Origin of the sequence: Streptomyces sp. NBC_00525, assembly GCF_036346595.1 — a bacterium.
Lineage (GTDB): Bacteria > Actinomycetota > Actinomycetes > Streptomycetales > Streptomycetaceae > Streptomyces.
In genome coordinates this window covers 1,379,310-1,396,178 of the sequence record NZ_CP107834.1, presented here as the reverse complement: position 1 = coordinate 1,396,178, position 16,869 = coordinate 1,379,310, and the positions used below count along the sequence as shown (strand labels likewise).

15 protein-coding genes are annotated in these 16,869 nt (G+C 71.4%); 9 read left to right on the top strand and 6 right to left on the bottom strand.

The window, feature by feature from the left end; translation table 11 throughout:
- Positions 1-3: 3 nt before the first annotated feature.
- The 4 genes from OG710_RS06190 (at position 4) to OG710_RS06175 (ending at position 3,008) form a co-directional block, all read left to right on the top strand.
- Positions 4-723: a YggS family pyridoxal phosphate-dependent enzyme gene (locus OG710_RS06190; protein WP_111332683.1), complete on the top strand. Its 720-nt coding sequence runs from the start codon at positions 4-6 to the stop codon at positions 721-723.
- A 125-nt stretch (positions 724-848) separates the two neighbouring features.
- Positions 849-1,466: a cell division protein SepF gene (locus tag OG710_RS06185; protein WP_330238423.1), complete on the top strand. Its 618-nt coding sequence runs from the start codon at positions 849-851 to the stop codon at positions 1,464-1,466.
- A gap of 71 nt (positions 1,467-1,537) precedes the next feature.
- The gene (locus OG710_RS06180) at positions 1,538-1,822 is read left to right on the top strand and encodes a YggT family protein (RefSeq protein WP_111332689.1); all 285 of its coding nucleotides are present in this window, start codon (positions 1,538-1,540) and stop codon (positions 1,820-1,822) included.
- A 49-nt stretch (positions 1,823-1,871) separates the two neighbouring features.
- Entirely contained in the window at positions 1,872-3,008 is a 1,137-nt protein-coding gene (locus OG710_RS06175) for a DivIVA domain-containing protein (protein WP_330238422.1), read from the top strand.
- A gap of 92 nt (positions 3,009-3,100) precedes the next feature.
- Here OG710_RS06175 and ileS read toward each other — a convergent pair whose 3' ends face one another.
- Positions 3,101-6,253: an isoleucine--tRNA ligase gene (gene ileS, locus OG710_RS06170; RefSeq protein ID WP_330238421.1), complete on the bottom strand. Its 3,153-nt coding sequence runs from the start codon at positions 6,251-6,253 to the stop codon at positions 3,101-3,103.
- A 561-nt stretch (positions 6,254-6,814) separates the two neighbouring features.
- On the opposite strand from ileS, the gene OG710_RS06165 reads away from it, so the two are divergent.
- Genes OG710_RS06165 through OG710_RS06150 form a run of 4 tightly spaced genes read left to right on the top strand, consistent with a single transcriptional unit; the run spans position 6,815 to position 10,754 of the window.
- A complete protein-coding gene (locus OG710_RS06165; protein ID WP_330238420.1) occupies positions 6,815-7,507 on the top strand; it encodes a TraR/DksA family transcriptional regulator in 693 nt (230 codons plus the stop codon).
- A 58-nt stretch (positions 7,508-7,565) separates the two neighbouring features.
- Entirely contained in the window at positions 7,566-8,189 is a 624-nt protein-coding gene (gene lspA, locus OG710_RS06160; protein WP_330238419.1) for a signal peptidase II, read from the top strand.
- Positions 8,190-8,212: 23 nt separating this feature from the next.
- Positions 8,213-9,154, top strand: coding sequence for an RluA family pseudouridine synthase (locus tag OG710_RS06155; RefSeq protein ID WP_111332706.1), 942 nt, complete (start codon positions 8,213-8,215; stop codon positions 9,152-9,154).
- 13 nt (positions 9,155-9,167) lie between these two features.
- A complete protein-coding gene (locus OG710_RS06150; RefSeq protein ID WP_330238418.1) occupies positions 9,168-10,754 on the top strand; it encodes a Na+/H+ antiporter in 1,587 nt (528 codons plus the stop codon).
- A 6-nt stretch (positions 10,755-10,760) separates the two neighbouring features.
- Here the strand turns inward: OG710_RS06150 and OG710_RS06145 are convergent, their stop codons facing one another.
- A complete protein-coding gene (locus OG710_RS06145; RefSeq protein ID WP_330242166.1) occupies positions 10,761-11,894 on the bottom strand; it encodes a mechanosensitive ion channel family protein in 1,134 nt (377 codons plus the stop codon).
- Between the two features lie 37 nt (positions 11,895-11,931).
- Here OG710_RS06145 and OG710_RS06140 point away from each other — a divergent pair, with 37 nt between their 5' ends.
- Entirely contained in the window at positions 11,932-12,510 is a 579-nt protein-coding gene (locus tag OG710_RS06140) for a dienelactone hydrolase family protein (protein ID WP_330238417.1), read from the top strand.
- A 57-nt stretch (positions 12,511-12,567) separates the two neighbouring features.
- Here OG710_RS06140 and OG710_RS06135 read toward each other — a convergent pair whose 3' ends face one another.
- The 4 genes from OG710_RS06135 to OG710_RS06120 form a co-directional block, all read right to left on the bottom strand.
- Complete coding sequence (locus OG710_RS06135) at positions 12,568-13,539, bottom strand: zinc metalloprotease (RefSeq protein ID WP_330242165.1); 972 nt, start codon at positions 13,537-13,539, stop codon at positions 12,568-12,570.
- 201 nt (positions 13,540-13,740) lie between these two features.
- The gene (locus OG710_RS06130; protein ID WP_330238416.1) at positions 13,741-14,565 is read right to left on the bottom strand and encodes a thioredoxin domain-containing protein; all 825 of its coding nucleotides are present in this window, start codon (positions 14,563-14,565) and stop codon (positions 13,741-13,743) included.
- Positions 14,566-14,612: 47 nt separating this feature from the next.
- Entirely contained in the window at positions 14,613-15,329 is a 717-nt protein-coding gene (locus OG710_RS06125) for a hypothetical protein (RefSeq protein ID WP_330238415.1), read from the bottom strand.
- A gap of 81 nt (positions 15,330-15,410) precedes the next feature.
- Positions 15,411-16,736 carry a DUF2252 domain-containing protein gene (locus tag OG710_RS06120; RefSeq protein WP_111332720.1) on the bottom strand — a complete coding sequence of 442 codons (1,326 nt, stop codon included), beginning with the start codon at positions 16,734-16,736 and terminating at the stop codon, positions 15,411-15,413.
- Positions 16,737-16,869 lie beyond the last annotated feature (133 nt).

Here is a 16,869-nt window from a genome sequence, read left to right as displayed (position 1 = left end):
GGCATGACGGAACGCAAGGAAGAACTCGCCGCGAACCTGGCGCGGGTGGAGGAACGGATCGCCTCGGCCTGCGCCGCGGCCGGCCGCGACCGCGGGGAGGTGACCCTTCTCGTCGTCACCAAGACCTACCCGGCGAGTGATGTGCGGATTCTGCATGGACTCGGTGTGCGTCAGGTCGCGGAGAACCGCGACCAGGACGCCGCTCCGAAGGCCGCCGAGTGCTCGGATCTGTCCCTCTCATGGCATTTTGTCGGTCAGTTGCAGACCAATAAGGTTCGCTCTGTGGTCAGTTATGCCGATGTTGTGCAGTCGGTGGACCGTACGAAGCTGGTCACCGCCCTCTCGTCGGCGGCCGGACGGGCCGGCCGCGAGATCGGCTGCCTCATCCAGGTCGCGCTCGACGCGGAGAGCGGCGAGCGGGGCGCCCGCGGCGGTGTCGCCCCGGACGGCATCGGGGAGTTGGCGGACGCGGTGGCCGGCGCGCCCGGTCTGCGGCTGGACGGACTGATGACCGTCGCCCCGCTCTCCGGCCCGTTCGCCGGGCGCCAACGGGCCGCGTTCGACCGGCTGATGGAATTCTCATCCCGGCTGCGCGGGAACCATCCGGCTGCGAACATGGTCTCAGCGGGGATGAGTGCGGACCTCGAGGACGCCATCGCGGCCGGAGCGACACATGTGCGCGTCGGTACTGCGGTACTCGGAGTCCGCGCCGGGCTCGGGTAACGTCGCCAAGCAGGTCGGACCACAGCAGAAAATATGGTCATTACCGCCTATGGCGGTCAGGCCGGAGTGGATCGCGGCAACCTGGTGACAGAAGCCGATCCACCACAGAGCGGAGGACTCAGAGCATGGCCGGCGCGATGCGCAAGATGGCGGTCTACCTCGGCCTCGTGGAGGACGATGGGTACGACGGTCCGGGGTTCGACCCCGACGACGAATTCGAACCCGAGCCGGAGCCCGAGCGCGACCGGCGCCGGCACCAGCCCGCCCACCAGGTGGAGCGCGACCGGGAGCGCGACGAACCGGTACGCGCGGCACAGCCTCCGGCACAGCGGGAGCCGGTCCAGATCCCGGCGGAGCGCGAGCGACCCGCCCGGATCGCACCCGTGGCATCCATCACACCTGAACGCCCGAACATGGAGAAGAACGCACCGGTGATCATGCCCAAGGTCGTGTCCGAGCGGGAGCCCTACCGGATCACCACGCTGCACCCCAGGACGTACAACGAAGCCCGTACCATCGGGGAACACTTCCGCGAGGGCACTCCGGTGATCATGAATCTCACGGAGATGGACGACACGGACGCGAAGCGACTTGTCGACTTTGCCGCAGGACTCGTCTTCGGTCTCCATGGCAGCATTGAGCGTGTGACACAGAAGGTGTTCCTGTTGTCGCCTGCTAACGTCGATGTCACGGCGGAGGACAAGGCCCGTATCGCAGAGGGCGGATTCTTCAACCAGAGCTGAGAACACGACACCGGGAACAACCCGGCCGGGAGGCCGGAGCTACGAGAGCCAGGGGAGAGGGAAGCGCGAGGATGGGCGTCGCACAAAGTGTTGTCTACATCGCGTTGATGTGTTTCCTCATCGTGCTGATCTTCAGGCTCGTCATGGACTACGTCTTCCAGTTCGCACGTTCATGGCAGCCGGGCAAGCCGATGGTGGTCGTACTCGAGACGACGTACACGGTCACCGATCCACCGCTCAAGCTCCTGCGGCGGTTCATCCCGCCGCTGCGTCTCGGGGGCGTGGCACTCGACCTGTCCTTCTTCGTTCTGATGATCATCGTTTCCATCCTGATCAGCATTGTGAGCGGGCTGTGAGCGATACCGTCTTGCCGACTGCCGACGACTACGTAGAGGTGAAGAAGAGATGCCGCTGACTCCCGAGGACGTGCGGAACAAGCAGTTCACGACGGTCCGCCTCCGAGAGGGCTACGACGAGGACGAGGTCGATGCCTTCCTCGACGAGGTCGAGTCGGAGCTGACCCGCCTGCTCCGTGAGAACGAGGACCTGCGCGCCAAGCTGGCCGCCGCCACGCGTGCCGCCGCGCAGAACCAGCAGCAGGGCATGCGCAAGCCGCCGGAGCAGCAGGAGCGGCCCGGTGCCCCGGTGCCCGCCGCCATATCGGGCCCGCCGGTTCAGCAGCAGCCCCCGCAGATGGGTCCCCCCCAACTGCCAGGTGGTGCTCCGCAGCTGCCGGCCGGTCCCAGCGGCCACGGCCCCCAGGGCCCGCACGGTCCCGGACCGCAGGGCCCCCACGGCCCCGGCCCGATGCAGGGTGGTCCCATGGGCGGACCGATGGGCGGCCCCATGGGCGGTCACAACCCGCAGCAGCAGATGCAGCAGATGCAGCCGCCGCCGCAGATGCAGCAGCAGCAGGGCCCCGGTGGCGACAGCGCCGCCCGTGTCCTGTCCCTGGCCCAGCAGACCGCCGACCAGGCGATCGCGGAGGCCCGGTCCGAGGCCAACAAGATCGTCGGCGAGGCGCGCAGCCGCGCCGAGGGCCTGGAGCGGGACGCCCGCGCCAAGGCGGACGCGCTGGAGCGGGACGCCCAGGAGAAGCACCGCGTGGCGATGGGCTCGCTGGAGTCGGCCCGCGCGACGCTGGAGCGCAAGGTCGAGGACCTGCGCGGCTTCGAGCGCGAGTACCGCACGCGTCTGAAGTCCTACCTGGAGAGCCAGCTGCGCCAGCTGGAGACCCAGTCGGACGACTCGCTGGCCCCGCCGCGGACGCCGGCCGCCGCCTCGCTGCCGCCGTCGCCCTCGCTGGCCCCGGCCGGCGCGGGTGCCATGGGTCACTCCATGAGCGGTGGCCACGGCGGTCACGGCAACCCGCCGATGGGTGGCGGCAACCCGTCCATGGGCGGTGGCCCGTCGTACGGCGGCCAGCAGCAGATGTCCCCGGCGATGACGCAGCCGATGGCACCGGTGCGGCCGCAGGCGCCGCAGCCGATGCAGGCTCCGTCGCCGATGCGGGGCTTCCTGATCGACGAGGACGACAACTGAGCGGCGCGCGCTCGTCGAGCGCGTAGCCGTCGGCAGGCAAAGGGCCGGGCCCCGGGGTTTTCCCCGGGGCCCGGCCCTTTCGCGTGCGGTGGTTACGCCTGCGTCTTGCGGAGGCGGAACGTCAGGGCGAGGGTCTCGTCCTCGAAGGGCGTGCCGTACGCGGCGTCCGCCTCGCCCCGGGCGTAGTCCAGCGCGAGCACCTCGTCCGCGATCAGCGTCGCGTGCTCGGTGAGGGCCTCCGCCGTCGCGGGGGAGGTGGAGGTCCAGCGGACGGCGATGCGGTCCGCGACGTCCAGGCCGCTGTTCTTGCGGGCCTCCTGGATCAGGCGGATCGCGTCACGGGCCAGCCCCGCGCGCCGCAGCTCCGGGGTGATCTCCAGGTCCAGCGCGACCGTGGCGCCCGAGTCGGAGGCGACCGACCAGCCCTCGCGCGGGGTCTCCGTGATGATCACCTCGTCCGGGGCGAGGGCGATCGGCTCGCCCTCCACCTCCACGGAGGCGGTGCCCGACTCGCGCAGGGCCAGCGACAGGGCCGCCGCGTCCGCGTTGGCCACGGCCTTGGCCACCGCCTGGACGCCCTTGCCGAAGCGCTTGCCGAGCGCCCGGAAGTTCGCCTTGGCCGTGGTGTCGACCAGCGAGCCGCCCACCTCGGACAGCGAGGCCAGCGAGGTGACGTTCAGCTCCTCCGTGATCTGGGCGCGCAGCTCGGCGGAGAGGGCCTCGAAGCCGGAGGCCGCCACCAGGGCGCGGGAGAGCGGCTGACGGGTCTTGACGCCGGACTCGGCGCGGGTGGCCCGGCCCAGCTCGACCAGCCGGCGCACGAGCGCCATCTGCGCCGAGAGGGCGGGGTCGACGGCCGCCGGGTCCGCCTTCGGCCAGGACGACAGGTGGACCGACTCCGGCGCGTCCGGGGTGACCGGCACCACCAGGTCCTGCCAGACCCGCTCGGTGATGAACGGGGTGAGCGGGGCCATCAGCCGGGTCACCGTCTCGACGACCTCGTGCAGCGTGCGCAGGGCCGCCTTGTCGCCCTGCCAGAAGCGGCGGCGGGAGCGGCGCACGTACCAGTTGGACAGGTCGTCGACGAACGCGGACAGCAGCTTGCCGGCCCGCTGGGTGTCGTAGCCCTCCAGCGCCCGGGTGACCTGCTCGACCAGGGTGTTCAGCTCGCCCAGCAGCCAGCGGTCCAGGACCGTGCGGTCGGCGGGCGCCGGGTCGGCGGCCGAGGGCGCCCAGTTCGAGGTGCGGGCGTACAGGGCCTGGAAGGCGACCGTGTTCCAGTAGGTGAGGAGCGTCTTGCGGACGACCTCCTGGATCGTGCCGTGACCGACCCGCCGGGCCGCCCAGGGGGAGCCGCCCGCCGCCATGAACCAGCGGACCGCGTCGGCGCCGTGCTGGTCCATGAGCGGGATCGGCTGGAGGATGTTGCCCAGGTGCTTGGACATCTTGCGGCCGTCCTCGGCGAGGATGTGGCCCAGGCAGACCACGTTCTCGTAGGACGACTTGTCGAAGACCAGCGTGCCGACCGCCATCAGCGTGTAGAACCAGCCGCGGGTCTGGTCGATGGCCTCCGAGATGAACTGCGCCGGGTACCGGCTCTCGAAGATCTCCTTGTTCTTGTACGGGTAGCCCCACTGCGCGAACGGCATCGAGCCCGAGTCGTACCAGGCGTCGATGACCTCCGGGACCCGGCGCGCCTCCAGGCCGCAGCCCTCGTGCGTACAGGCGAAGGTCACGTCGTCGATGAACGGGCGGTGCGGGTCCAGGCGGGAGAGGTCGGAGCCGGCCAGCTCGCCCAGCTCGGCGCGCGAGCCCACGCAGGTGAGGTGGCCCTCCTCGCAGCGCCAGATCGGCAGCGGGGTGCCCCAGTAGCGGTTGCGGGAGAGCGCCCAGTCGACGTTGTTGGTCAGCCAGTCGCCGAAGCGGCCGTGCTTGACCGAGTCCGGGAACCAGTTGGTCTTCTCGTTCTCCTGGAGCAGCCGCTCCTTGACCGCCGTCGTGCGGATGTACCAGGACGGCTGCGCGTAGTACAGCAGGGCGGTGTGGCAGCGCCAGCAGTGCGGGTAGCTGTGCTCGTACGGGACGTGGCGGAAGAGCAGGCCGCGGTCCTTGAGGTCCTCGGTCAGCGCCTCGTCGGCCTTCTTGAAGAAGACCCCGCCGACCAGGGGCAGGTCCTCCTCGAAGGTGCCGTCGGGGCGGACCGGGTTGACCACCGGCAGGCCGTACGCCTTGCAGACCAGGAGGTCGTCGGCGCCGAAGGCGGGGGACTGGTGGACCAGACCCGTACCGTCCTCGGTCGTCACGTACTCGGCGTTGACGACGTAGTGCGCCTCGGCCGGGAAGTCGACGAGGGCGAACGGGCGCTCGTACGTCCAGCGCTCCATCTCGCGGCCGGTGAACGTCTGCCCGGTGAGCTCCCAGCCCTCGCCGAGGGCCTTCTCGACCAGCGGCCGGGCGACGACGAGCTTCTCCTCGCCGTTCGTCGCGACCACGTAGGCGACGTCCGGGTGGGCGGCGACGGCGGTGTTGGACACCAGGGTCCACGGGGTCGTCGTCCAGACCAGCAGCGCCGCCTCGCCGGCCAGCGGGCCGGAGGTGAGCGGGAAGCGCACGAAGACCGAGGGGTCGACGACCGTCTCGTAGCCCTGCGCCAGCTCGTGGTCGGACAGGCCGGTGCCGCAGCGGGGGCACCAGGGGGCGACGCGGTGGTCCTGGACCAGCAGCCCCTTGTTGAAGATCTCCTTCAGCGACCACCACACGGACTCGACGTACTCGGGGTCCATCGTGCGGTACGCGTCGTCGAGGTCGACCCAGTAGCCCATGCGGGTCGTCAGCTCGGCGAAGGCGTCGGTGTGCCGGGTCACGGACTCGCGGCACTTGGCGTTGAACTCGGCGATGCCGTACGCCTCGATGTCCTTCTTGCCGTTGAAGCCCAGCTCCTTCTCGACCGCGAGCTCGACCGGCAGGCCGTGGCAGTCCCAGCCGGCCTTGCGGCCCACGTGGTAGCCCTGCATGGTCCGGAAGCGGGGGAAGACGTCCTTGAAGACGCGGGCCTCGATGTGGTGGGCGCCGGGCATGCCGTTGGCGGTCGGCGGGCCCTCGTAGAACACCCACTCGGGGCGGCCCTCGGACTGGTCGAGGCTCTTGCGGAAGACCTTGCTCTCGCGCCAGAAGTCGAGCACGGCGTGCTCGAGGGCGGGCAGGTCGACCTGGGCGGGTACCTGGCGGTACTGCGGCGATGTCATGTGCGGGCTTCCTCCGGCGGACGCGTCCTCTTCCGTCGGAGGGACGAGAACCGAGCCGGTCCCCGCGGTACCACCCTCCTTGGCCCCGGGCCTGCGCCCCGGACCCCCTCATTGGGGTGCGATGCCGGTTCTACTGGCCCGCTCGGGGCGTTCTTCCGGCGGCTCCGGGGTGATCTTCGCGTCGCGCTCGCCTCCGGGCTCCCACCGTCCCCGGATCGCTGCTGGCCGCGTACGACGCTACTCGTCCCATCCACGCCTCTCGCTGAGGCCAGTGTACGGGCCGCGGCGGGCACTGTCCGACCGGTTTGGGCGGGGGCCGGGCGTGACCCGAATGGCCATACGGCCCGCACCGGACCGGAGCACGGCGGGGCGCACGGGGCGAAGGCCGGATTACCCGGCGGGGAGCTGGGCACAACGGATGCAGGCACGCGGTGATCCGGACACGGGAGGGCGCGGGGAGGGGCGGTGCGGCGGCGTGCCCGGTTGCCGCGCGGGCGGGGTCGACTTATCGTCCCAGCACGACTCGCGTGCAAGATCACAATCCGTGAAGGGGCCGCGGCCATGGTGGAGAAGAAGGCGCCCGCGAAGAAGGCGCCGGCCAAGAAGGCAGCGGCGAAGAAGACGGCGGCGAAGAAGACGGCGTCCGCAGGGAAGAAGACCTCCGCCTCCTCGGCGGAGGGCCGCAGGACCACGCCGAAGAAGACCGGGGCCGACGCGGCCCCGGCGACCACGGGGGCGGCCGAGGCCGCCGAGCAGACGGGAGCCCACACGGTGGCAGCCAAGAAGAGCCCGGCCAGTACGCGAACCGCCGACCAGGACACGGCGCCGGTGCCGCCCGCCCGCGCCGCCACGGCGCCCGGCGAGCTGGCCGTGCGGCCGGGCGAGGAGCCCTGGACGGCCGAGGAGGTCGCCTCCGCGCGCGAGGAGCTGACCGGTGACGTGACCAGGCTCCGCAACGAGCTGGAGGCGTCCGGCATGGCGCTCGCCGGGCTGATGCGGGACTCCGGCGACGGGGCGGGCGACGACGAGGCCGACACCGGCACCAAGAACATCACCCGCGAGCACGAGATGCAGCTCGCCGCCAACGCGCAGGAGATGCTGGACCAGACCGAGCGGGCACTGGCCCGGCTGGAGGCCGGTACGTACGGGCTGTGCGAGGTCTGCGGCAAGCCGATCGGCAAGGCGCGGATGCAGGCGTTCCCCCGGGCCACCCTCTGTGTCGAGGACAAGCAGAAGCAGGAGCGAAGGGGCTGACCCGCACACCTGTGCCGTACCCTCGACTATCAGTCGGGAACTAGGTTGAGGGACTCACGTGGCTGAGGCGGAGCGCATCATCGACACGCCGGACATCACCGGAACCGAGGGCGACGGCGAGGCGGCGCCGGAGGGGCAGGACACCGGCGCCACGGCCGAGGCCGGGGCCACCGCGGTCGACCGGTCGGCGGCCACCCGCCGGCGCCGGGTCATCCTGCTGTTCTGCGTCGCCCTCGTCGCCTACCTCATCGACCTCGGCAGCAAGATGCTCGTCGTGGCGAAGCTGGAGCACCAGGAGCCGATCGAGCTGATCGGCGACTGGCTCAAACTCGACGCCATCCGCAACTCGGGCGCCGCCTTCGGCTTCGGCGAGGCGTTCACCTTCATCTTCACGGCCATCGCGGCGACCGTCATCGTGGTGATCGCCCGGCTCGCCCGCAAGCTGTACAGCCTGCCGTGGGCCATCGCGCTCGGGCTGCTGCTCGGCGGGGCGCTCGGCAACCTCACCGACCGCATCTTCCGCGCGCCGGGCGTGTTCGAGGGCGCGGTGGTGGACTTCATCGCCCCCGCGCACTTCGCCATCTTCAACCTGGCCGACTCCGCGATCGTCTGCGGCGGCATCCTGATCGTGCTCCTCTCCTTCAAGGGCCTGGACCCGGACGGCACCGTGCACAAGGACTAGGGGACGCAAGGCATACTCGACTGGTGAGTACGCAACCCGAGGTCCGCACCCTGCCCGTCCCCGATGGTCTGGAGGGCGAGCGCGTCGACGCCGCCATCTCCCGGATGTTCGGGTTCTCCCGCACCAAGGCCGCCGATCTGGCCGCCTCCGGCAAGGTGCAGGTGGACGGCGCGGTGGTCGGCAAGTCCGAGCGGGTGCACGGCGGTGCCTGGCTGGAAGTGGAGATGCCGCAGGCGCCCGCCCCGGTCCGGGTCGTCGCCGAACCCGTCGAGGGCATGGAGATCGTCCACGACGACGACGACATCGTGGTCATCGTGAAGCCGGTCGGCGTCGCCGCCCACCCCAGCCCCGGCTGGACCGGCACCACCGTCATCGGCGGCCTCGCCGCCGCCGGGTACCGCATCTCCACCTCCGGCGCCGCCGAGCGCCAGGGCATCGTCCACCGCCTCGACGTCGGCACCTCCGGACTGATGGTCGTCGCCAAGTCCGAGCGCGCCTACACCCTGCTCAAGGCCCAGTTCCGCGACCGGGTCGTCGAGAAGAAGTACAACGCGCTGGTCCAGGGCCACCCGGACCCGATGAGCGGCACCATCGACGCCCCCATCGGCCGCCACCCCAACCACGACTACAAGTGGGCGGTCGTCGCGGACGGCAAGGCATCCGTCACGCACTACGACCTCATCGAGGCGTACCGGGCCGCCAGCCTCCTGGACATCAAGCTGGAGACCGGCCGCACCCACCAGATCCGGGTGCACATGTCCGCCCACCGCCACCCCTGCGTCGGCGACCTCACCTACGGCGCCGACCCCACCATGGCCAAGCGCCTCGGCCTGACCCGGCAGTGGCTGCACGCCGTCAAGCTGGGCTTCGAGCACCCCTCGGACGGGCGCTGGGTCGAGTTCACCAGCTCCTACCCCGAGGACCTCCAGCGGGCGCTGGACCGGATCGCGGCGGAGAGCCGCTGAACCAGGCGCCCCCATGGACCAGATGTCACTGCTGCTCCTGCTGCTGCTCGGAGCCGTGGTCACGGTGCCGCTCGGGGACCGGCTGAAGCTGCCGGCGCCGGTCCTGATGACCCTGTTCGGGGCCGTGCTGGCCTTCGCCAGCTTCGTGCCCGACGTGGACATCCCGCCGGAGATCATCCTCCCCGCCCTGCTGCCCCCGCTGCTCTACGCCTCCGTGCAGCGCACCTCCTGGCGGCAGTTCGCGGCGAACAGGCGGCCCATCTTCCTGCTGGCCGTGGCGCTGGTCTTCCTGACGACGGCGGCGGTCGCCGTGGTGGCCGACGCGATCGTGCCGGGGCTGCCGCTGGCCGCCGCCGTCGCCCTCGGCGCGCTCGTCGCCCCGCCGGACCCGGTCGCGGCCACCGCCGTCGCCGGGTCGGTCGGGCTGCCCCGCCGGCTGGTCTCCATCCTGGAGGGCGAGGGCCTGTTCAACGACGTCACCGCGATCGTGCTCTACCACGTGGCCATCGCGGCGGCGGTCAGCGGAACGTTCTCGCTGCCCGAGGCGTTCGGGCTGCTGGCGCTGTCCGCCGTGGTCGCGGTCGCGGTCGGGGTCGCGCTCGGCTGGCTCACCATCAAGCTGATGGGGCTGCTCGGCGACGCCACCCTCCAGGTCGGGCTGACCCTGCTGGTGCCGTTCGTCAGCTACGCGCTCGCCGAGGAGCTGATGGGCTCCGGCGTCCTCGCCGTGCTGATGACCGCGATGTTCCTCGCGGAGCACACCGCGGACGCCGACGACGTCCTCGGCCGGCTCACCGGACGCACCTTCTGGGAGATCGTCGACACCCTCGTCACCGGGATCGCCTTCGGCCTGATCGGCCTCGAACTGCACAACGTGTTCGGTACGGCGGACGGGCGCGGGTGGGAGATGACGGGCTGGGGCCTCGCCGTCGTCGCGGTCGTCGTCGGCGTACGGCTGCTCTATCTGCTCCCCGCCACCTGGCTGGCCAAGCGGCTGCACACCCGGCGGGACGTCAGCGAGGAGATCCCCACCAGCTGGCGGGAGACCGTCGTCATGTGGTGGGCCGGGATGCGCGGGGTGGCCTCCGTCGCGCTGGCCCTGGCGATCCCGCTCGAGACGGACGACGGCAGTCCGTTCCCCGGCCGCGACGAGATCGTCTTCATCGCGTTCTCCGTGATCATGGTGACCCTGGTCTTCCAGGGGCTGACCCTGCCCTGGCTGGTGCGGCGGCTCGGGGTGCGCGCGGACACCGATGCCGAAGCGGCCCTGGAACGGGAACTGGCGGTCCGGGCGGCGAAGGCGGCCCGGCAGCGGCTCAAGACCATCGAGGAGACCGAGGACCTCCCCGAGGAGGTCGTCGAGCGGCTGCACCGGCTGGCCTACGAGGTGGGGGCCCGGATCAGCCCCGAGATGGGCGACGACGAACGGCGCGAGGCCTACGCCAGGCGCGTCGAGCGGTTCCGCACGGTCGGCCGCGTCCAGCGCGAGATGATGTCGGCCGCCCGCCACGCGGTGCTCGCCGCACGCAGCGAACCCGGCGCCGACCCCGAGGTCGTGGACCGGGTGCTGCGGCAGCTCGACGTGCGCAGCCTGCGCTGAGGGCGGTCAGCCGCGCCCCGTGCGCGGGGCCTTGTCCCAGCCGTTCGCGGGCTTGTCGTCCCGGCCGTTCAGCGGGACGGACGGCCGGGCGCCGTCGGGCGGCAGCGCCGCGGGGGCCGTCGCGACGCGCGGCAGCGCGTACGGGTGGTGGTCGCGCAGCCAGCCGACCAGCTGCTCGCGCACCGCGCAGCGGGCCGTCCAGATGTCGTCCGCGTCCTTCGCCGTGACGACCGCCCGCACCTGGATCGTCGTGGGCGTGGTGTCGGTGACCGCGAGCGACCAGTTCCGGCCGTCCCAGGCGGCGCAGTCGCCGAGGATGTCCCGCAGCTTGTCGCGCATCGCCGCGATGGGCGCCGAGTGGTCCAGATGGAAGTAGACCGAGCCCGTCATCTGCGCGCCCCCGCGCGACCAGTTCTCGAACGGCTGGGCCGTGAAGTAGGAGACGGGCATCGTGATCCGCCGCTCGTCCCACGTACGCACCGCGAGGAAGGTCAGCGTGATCTCCTCGATCGTGCCCCACTCGCCGTCCACCACCACCGTGTCGCCGATGCGGACCATGTCCCCGAAAGCGATCTGGAGTCCGGCGAAGAGGTTGCCGAGCGTGGACTGGGCCGCGACACCGGCGACGATGCCGAGCACCCCGGCCGAGGCCAGCATCGAGGTCCCGACCGTCTGCATCGCCGGGAACGTCAGCAGCATCGCCGCGACGGCCACGATCGTCACCACCGCGACGACCACCCGCTGGATCAGCGTCACCTGGGTGCGCACCCGCCGCACCCGCGCGGGGTCGCGGTTGTGGGCCGCCGCGTAGCGCGCGTACACCGAGTCGACCACCGCTATGGCGCTGCGCACCACCAGCCAGGCGGAGGCGCCGATCAGCACCAGCGTCAGCAGCCGGCCGATGCCCACGTGGTGGTCGCGGACCGCGCCGAGCCTGGTCTGCGCGTACGTGCCGCGCAGCAGCGCCGCGCACATGACCAGCTGGAACGGAATACGGCAGCGCCGCAGCAGACCCCACAGCGGGGTCTCGTGGTGCCGGGCGTCGGCGCGTCTGAGCAGCAGGTCCAGCAGCCAGCCGGCCGCCAGGGTGATCGCGACCGAGCCGCCCAGGACGATCAGCGGTCGCAGTACGTTCTCCATGCTGTCGCTCTCCATCGTCTCGAACGCAACTGGCACCATGGGCCTCATGAACATCATGCTTTTCCACTCGATGTACGGTCCGCGCCCCGCGGTCCATGCCGCGGCCGACCGGCTGCGCGCCGCAGGGCACGAGGTGCGCGTGCCCGATCTGTTCGAGGGGCACACCTTCGAATCGGTGGAGGAAGCGGAAGCGTTCCGGGAGCGGACCGGCAAGGAGGAGTTGCTGAAGCGGGCCGTTCTCGCCGCCGCGCCCTACTCCGACCGGGGCCTGGTGTACGCGGGATTCTCACTGGGCGCCTCGATCGCCCAGACGCTGGCGCTCGGCGACGCGAAGGCGCGCGGGCTGCTGCTCCTGCACGGCACGTCGGACATCGCGGAGAACGCCTCGGTGGACGAGCTGCCGGTGCAGCTGCACGTGGCCGACCCGGACCCGTACGAGACGCCGGACTGGCTGAACTCGTGGTACCTGGACATGCAGCGCACCGGCGCCGACGTGGAGATCTACCGCTATCCGGGCGCCGGGCACCTGTTCACCGACCCGGAGCTGCCCGACTTCGACCGGGCGGCGGCGGAGCTGGCCTGGCGGGTCGCGATCGGCTTCCTCGCCACGCTGTGACGCACGGGGGCCCCGCGCGGCGGTCGCGCGGGGCCCGTGGGGTGCGGCAGGTGCCGGTCAGCCCCGGTACGCGGCCCAGCTGTCGTTCATCCGCTGTGCCTGGCCCGGAGTGAATTGGGTCATGCAGGCGTCGTACGTGTAGTCCATGAAGTTGTGTATCGGGTCGGCGCCGGTCTGCCGGGCGCAGGAGTCGCGGCCGGTCGGGCACTCGTAGGCGGGGCTCTTCTCGGCCGGGGTGTCGGCCACGTAGTCGCCCTTGCCGTTGCAGCCGCCCTGGAACGTGTGGTAGAGCCCGAGCCAGTGGCCGACCTCGTGCGTCGCGGTGTCGCCCTCGTTGTAGTGCGTCGCGGGGCCGCCCGGCAGCGAGGCGTCCAGGACGACGACGCCGTCCATCGCGGGGTTCGAGGTGTAGGAGCTGGGGAAGGTCGCCCAGCCCAGGAGCCCGCCGCCCAGGTTGGCGGTGTAGATGTTGAGCGCGTTCGCGCCGCCCTTGCGCAGGGAGGTCTTCATCGCCTTCTCCGCCGACGAGCCGGAGGAGAGGTTGTACCAGGAGGCGTTGTCCGTGTAGTCGGTGCCGGCCAGCGTGAAGCGGAAGCCGGTGGCGGTGTTGCCGGTGCCCTGGCCGCCGTACGCGGCGTTGAGGACGCCGAGCTGGTTGCTGATGTCGCCCGAGGTGAGCTTGCCCGTGCTGCCGGAGTGGATGACGTGGACGTACACCGGGACGGTCGCGCCGGCGGCGAGCGCGGGCCCGGTGCCCCGGCGCTCGGTGAGTCTGTGCCGCAGCCGCTGGTCCATGGCCGCTGCCTGGGCGGCGGTCAGCTCGTTGGGGTCGGCCGCGTGCTGCCCGCCGGAGGGGCGGGCCTGGCGCGCGGTGGCGGCCGGGGCGTCGGCGCAGGCGTCGGCGGACCGGGTGGCGGTGGCCTCGGCGGGTGCGGCGGTGGCGCCGGAGGGCAGGGTCAGGGGTGCCAGGGCCAGGGTGCCGGCCAGGGTGGCGATGACGGTCGCACGGTGACGCAGACGCGGTGACATACGGGCGGGAGTGCGCACGGGGGTCTCCTCGCGGACGTGGGAAGGGGAGGGGTTTCCTCACCTGTCGCCCGGGAGATTACGTGTGCATGTCATGTCTGGGGAGGGGGTGATCCGGCCCAATCGGCAACCCCGAGGGCCGCGGTGGCCGGATTCGGACGGTGGCGGACCCGCCGGGCCCGCCACCGTCCGGGAGGGCAGGGATCAGCCCTTGAGCGCGGTGGTCATCGCCGCGTTGAACTCCTCGACGGTCATCGGCGCGTTCTTGTTGTCGCTGCCGGTGACCTTCTTGTCGTCCATGACGAGGGTGGGCGTGCCCTGGAAGTCGTACTTCTCGCCGTCCTCGTTGAACTTCTTGCTCAGGGTCAGCGCCCACTTGTCGTAGGTGCCGTCGTGCACCGCCTTCTGGAACTCCTTGTTGCCCTTGAGTTCCTTGACGGTGTCGGCAATCTCGATGAGGTAGTCGCTGTCCTTGAACTTGTCGTCCGTCTCCTCCGGGTGGTACTTCGCCGAGTAGAGCGCCGACTTGTACTCGGTGAACGCCTCGGGGCTCACGTCCAGTGCCGCGCCCAGGGCGCTCAGGGCGTTGCGGGAGCCCTCGCCGGGGATGTTGGTGTCCAGGAAGGAGGCGCCGATGAACTGCACCTTGTACTTGCCGTCGTCGATGTCCTTCTTCATCGTCGGGCCGACGGTCTGTTCGAGCTGGGCGCAGATGGGGCAGCGCGGGTCCTCGTAGATCTTGAGGGTCTTCTTGGCGCTGTCCTTGCCGACGACCACGGTGGTGCCGTCCTTGCCGGAGGTGTTCGCGGGGGCGACCAGCTTCGCGTCGGCCGCCTCCTCCCAGCGGGACGGCTTGTTCATCTGCTGCCAGGCGAAGGCGATGCCGCCGACGACCGCGATGCCGGCGACGACCGACACGCCGACGACGACCTGCCGGCGGGCCCGGTCCTTCTTGGCCTGGCGTTCGCGCTCCGCGCGCAGCCGCTCGCGGGCGGCGGTCTTGCTGGCCTGGCTGTTGCGCTTGCTCATGGTGATGTTCTCCGTGGGGTTCGCGGGGTCGTACGGGGGTCTGCTGCTCAGAGGACACAGGCCACGAGCGGCGGACCCCTCCGTCCCACGGAGTGCACGAGGAGGCGGGCGTGGACGAGCAGGTGCGGGCCCGGTGCTCCGCCGGGCACCCGGCGGCGTACGGCGTGGCCGGCCGCGCCCACCACGGCCACCGCGATCAGCAGCGGCCGGAACGCCAGCAGCGCGCATGCCCCCAGCAGCCCGGCGAGCGCCAGCTCGCCTCGGTGCAGCCAGGCGGCGGCGAGCAGCCCGACCGAGACATGGGCGGCCAGCAGCAGCCAGGGGACCAGCGGGCCGGGGGAGGCCAGCAGCGCGGCGGCGCCCCGGCCGCCCGCGGTCACCGAGGCCAGCGGGGTGCCGACGTCGCCGAGCTGGGCACTGCCGGGGGTGTCACCGCCGCCGCACAGGACGTCGACGCCGACCGAGCGCAGCGGGCCCGCTATCGGGCCGCCCGCCGCGCCGTAGCAGAGGTGCTGGCCGGTGGTGAAGAAGGTGTCGGCGGCCAGCTCCAGCGGAACCAGCAGCCCGGCGATCGCCCCGAAGCCGCGCTGGCGCCCGGCCAGGGCGTAGGCCGCCGCGAAGACGGCCGCGGCCAGCACGGCGACGGGCACCAGCGGCAGCGGGACCTGCGAGAGCAGGACGTGGGACGCGGAGGAGAGCGTCACGACGAGCGCCGTGAAAAGCGCCGCGCGTGCCGCTCTGAGCTGCGTCCCGGATATGTCCATCGCCCAGGAGTGTCGCATGCGAACCTGTAAGCGAGCTCTAAAGGTTCGATTTCTCCGCCGGGAGGCCCCGCCGGGCCGCCGCTACAGCCCCGGAATGCGGCCGTTGCGGAAGAGGTCCACGAAGATCTGGTGGTCCGCGCGGGCGCGGGCACCGTAGCTGTGGGCGAAGTCCACCAGCAGCTCCCCGAACCCCTCCTCGTCGGCCGCGATGGCGGCGTCGATCGCCCGCTCGGTGGAGAACGGCACCAGCGAGTGGCCGCTCTCGTCGTCCGCCGCGGAGTGCATCGTGGCCGTGGCCCTGCCCAGGTCGGCGACGACGGCCGCGATCTCGTCCGGTTCGTCGATGTCGGACCAGTCCAGGTCGACCGCGTACGGGGAGACCTCGGCGACCAGCTGGCCGGCGCCGTCCAGCTCGGTCCAGCCCAGCCAGGGGTCGGCGTGGGCCTGGAGGGCACGCTGCGAGATCACCGTGCGGTGGCCCTCGTGCTGGAAGTAGTCGCGGACGGCCGCGTCCGTGATGTGCCGGGAAACGGCCGGGGTCTGCGCCTGCTTGAGGTAGATCACCACATCGTTCTCCAGGGCGTCGCTGTTGCCCTCCAGCAGGATGTTGTACGAGGGCAGGCCCGCCGACCCGATGCCGATGCCGCGCCGGCCCACCACGTCCTTGACCCGGTAGGAGTCCGGCCGGGTCAGGCTCGACTCCGGCAGCGTCTCCAGATAGCCGTCGAACGCGGCCAGCACCTTGTACCGCGTGGCCGCGTCCAGGTCGATGGCCCCGCCGCCCTCGCTGAACCGGCGCTCGAAGTCGCGGATCTCGGTCATCGAGTCCAGCAGCGAGAACCGGGTCAGCGAGCGGGCGGTGCGCAGCGCGCCGAGCAGCGGCCCGGACGCCGTGTCCAGGGTGAACGGCGGCACCTCGTCGTTCTTGGCGCCCGTCGCCAGGGCGTGGACGCGCTCGCGGTAGGCCGCCGCGTAGATCCGGACCAGCTCGCCGATCTGGTCGTCGCCCAGGGCCTTCGCGTACCCCAGCAGGGCGACCGAGGCGGCGAAGCGCTTGAGGTCCCAGGTGAAGGGGCCCACGTACGCCTCGTCGAAGTCGTTCACGTTGAAGACGAGGCGGCCGTTGGCGTCCATGTAGGTGCCGAAGTTCTCCGCGTGCAGGTCGCCGTGGATCCAGACCCGGCCGGTGCGCTCGTCCAGGTACGGGCCGCCGTGCCGCTCGCGTTCCAGGTCGTCGTAGAACAGGCAGGCCGTACCCCGGTAGAACGCGAAGGCCGAGCCCGCCATCTTGCGGAACTTGACCCGGAAGGCGGCCGGGTCGGCGGCCAGCAGCGCACCGAAGGCGGTGTCGAAGACTTCGAGGATGCGCTCCCCGCGCCGCTCCGCACCGGTCTGCGTGTCCGACATCTCTGGGTGCCTCCTGGTAGCTGTCCTGGCGTGATGACGTGCATGACAAAAGGGACGGGCGGTCCCGCCCTTCCAACGCGCGACCGTATCGCGGAGTGCCCGCCGCCGCGCCCGCCGGAGACGTAGACTTCCA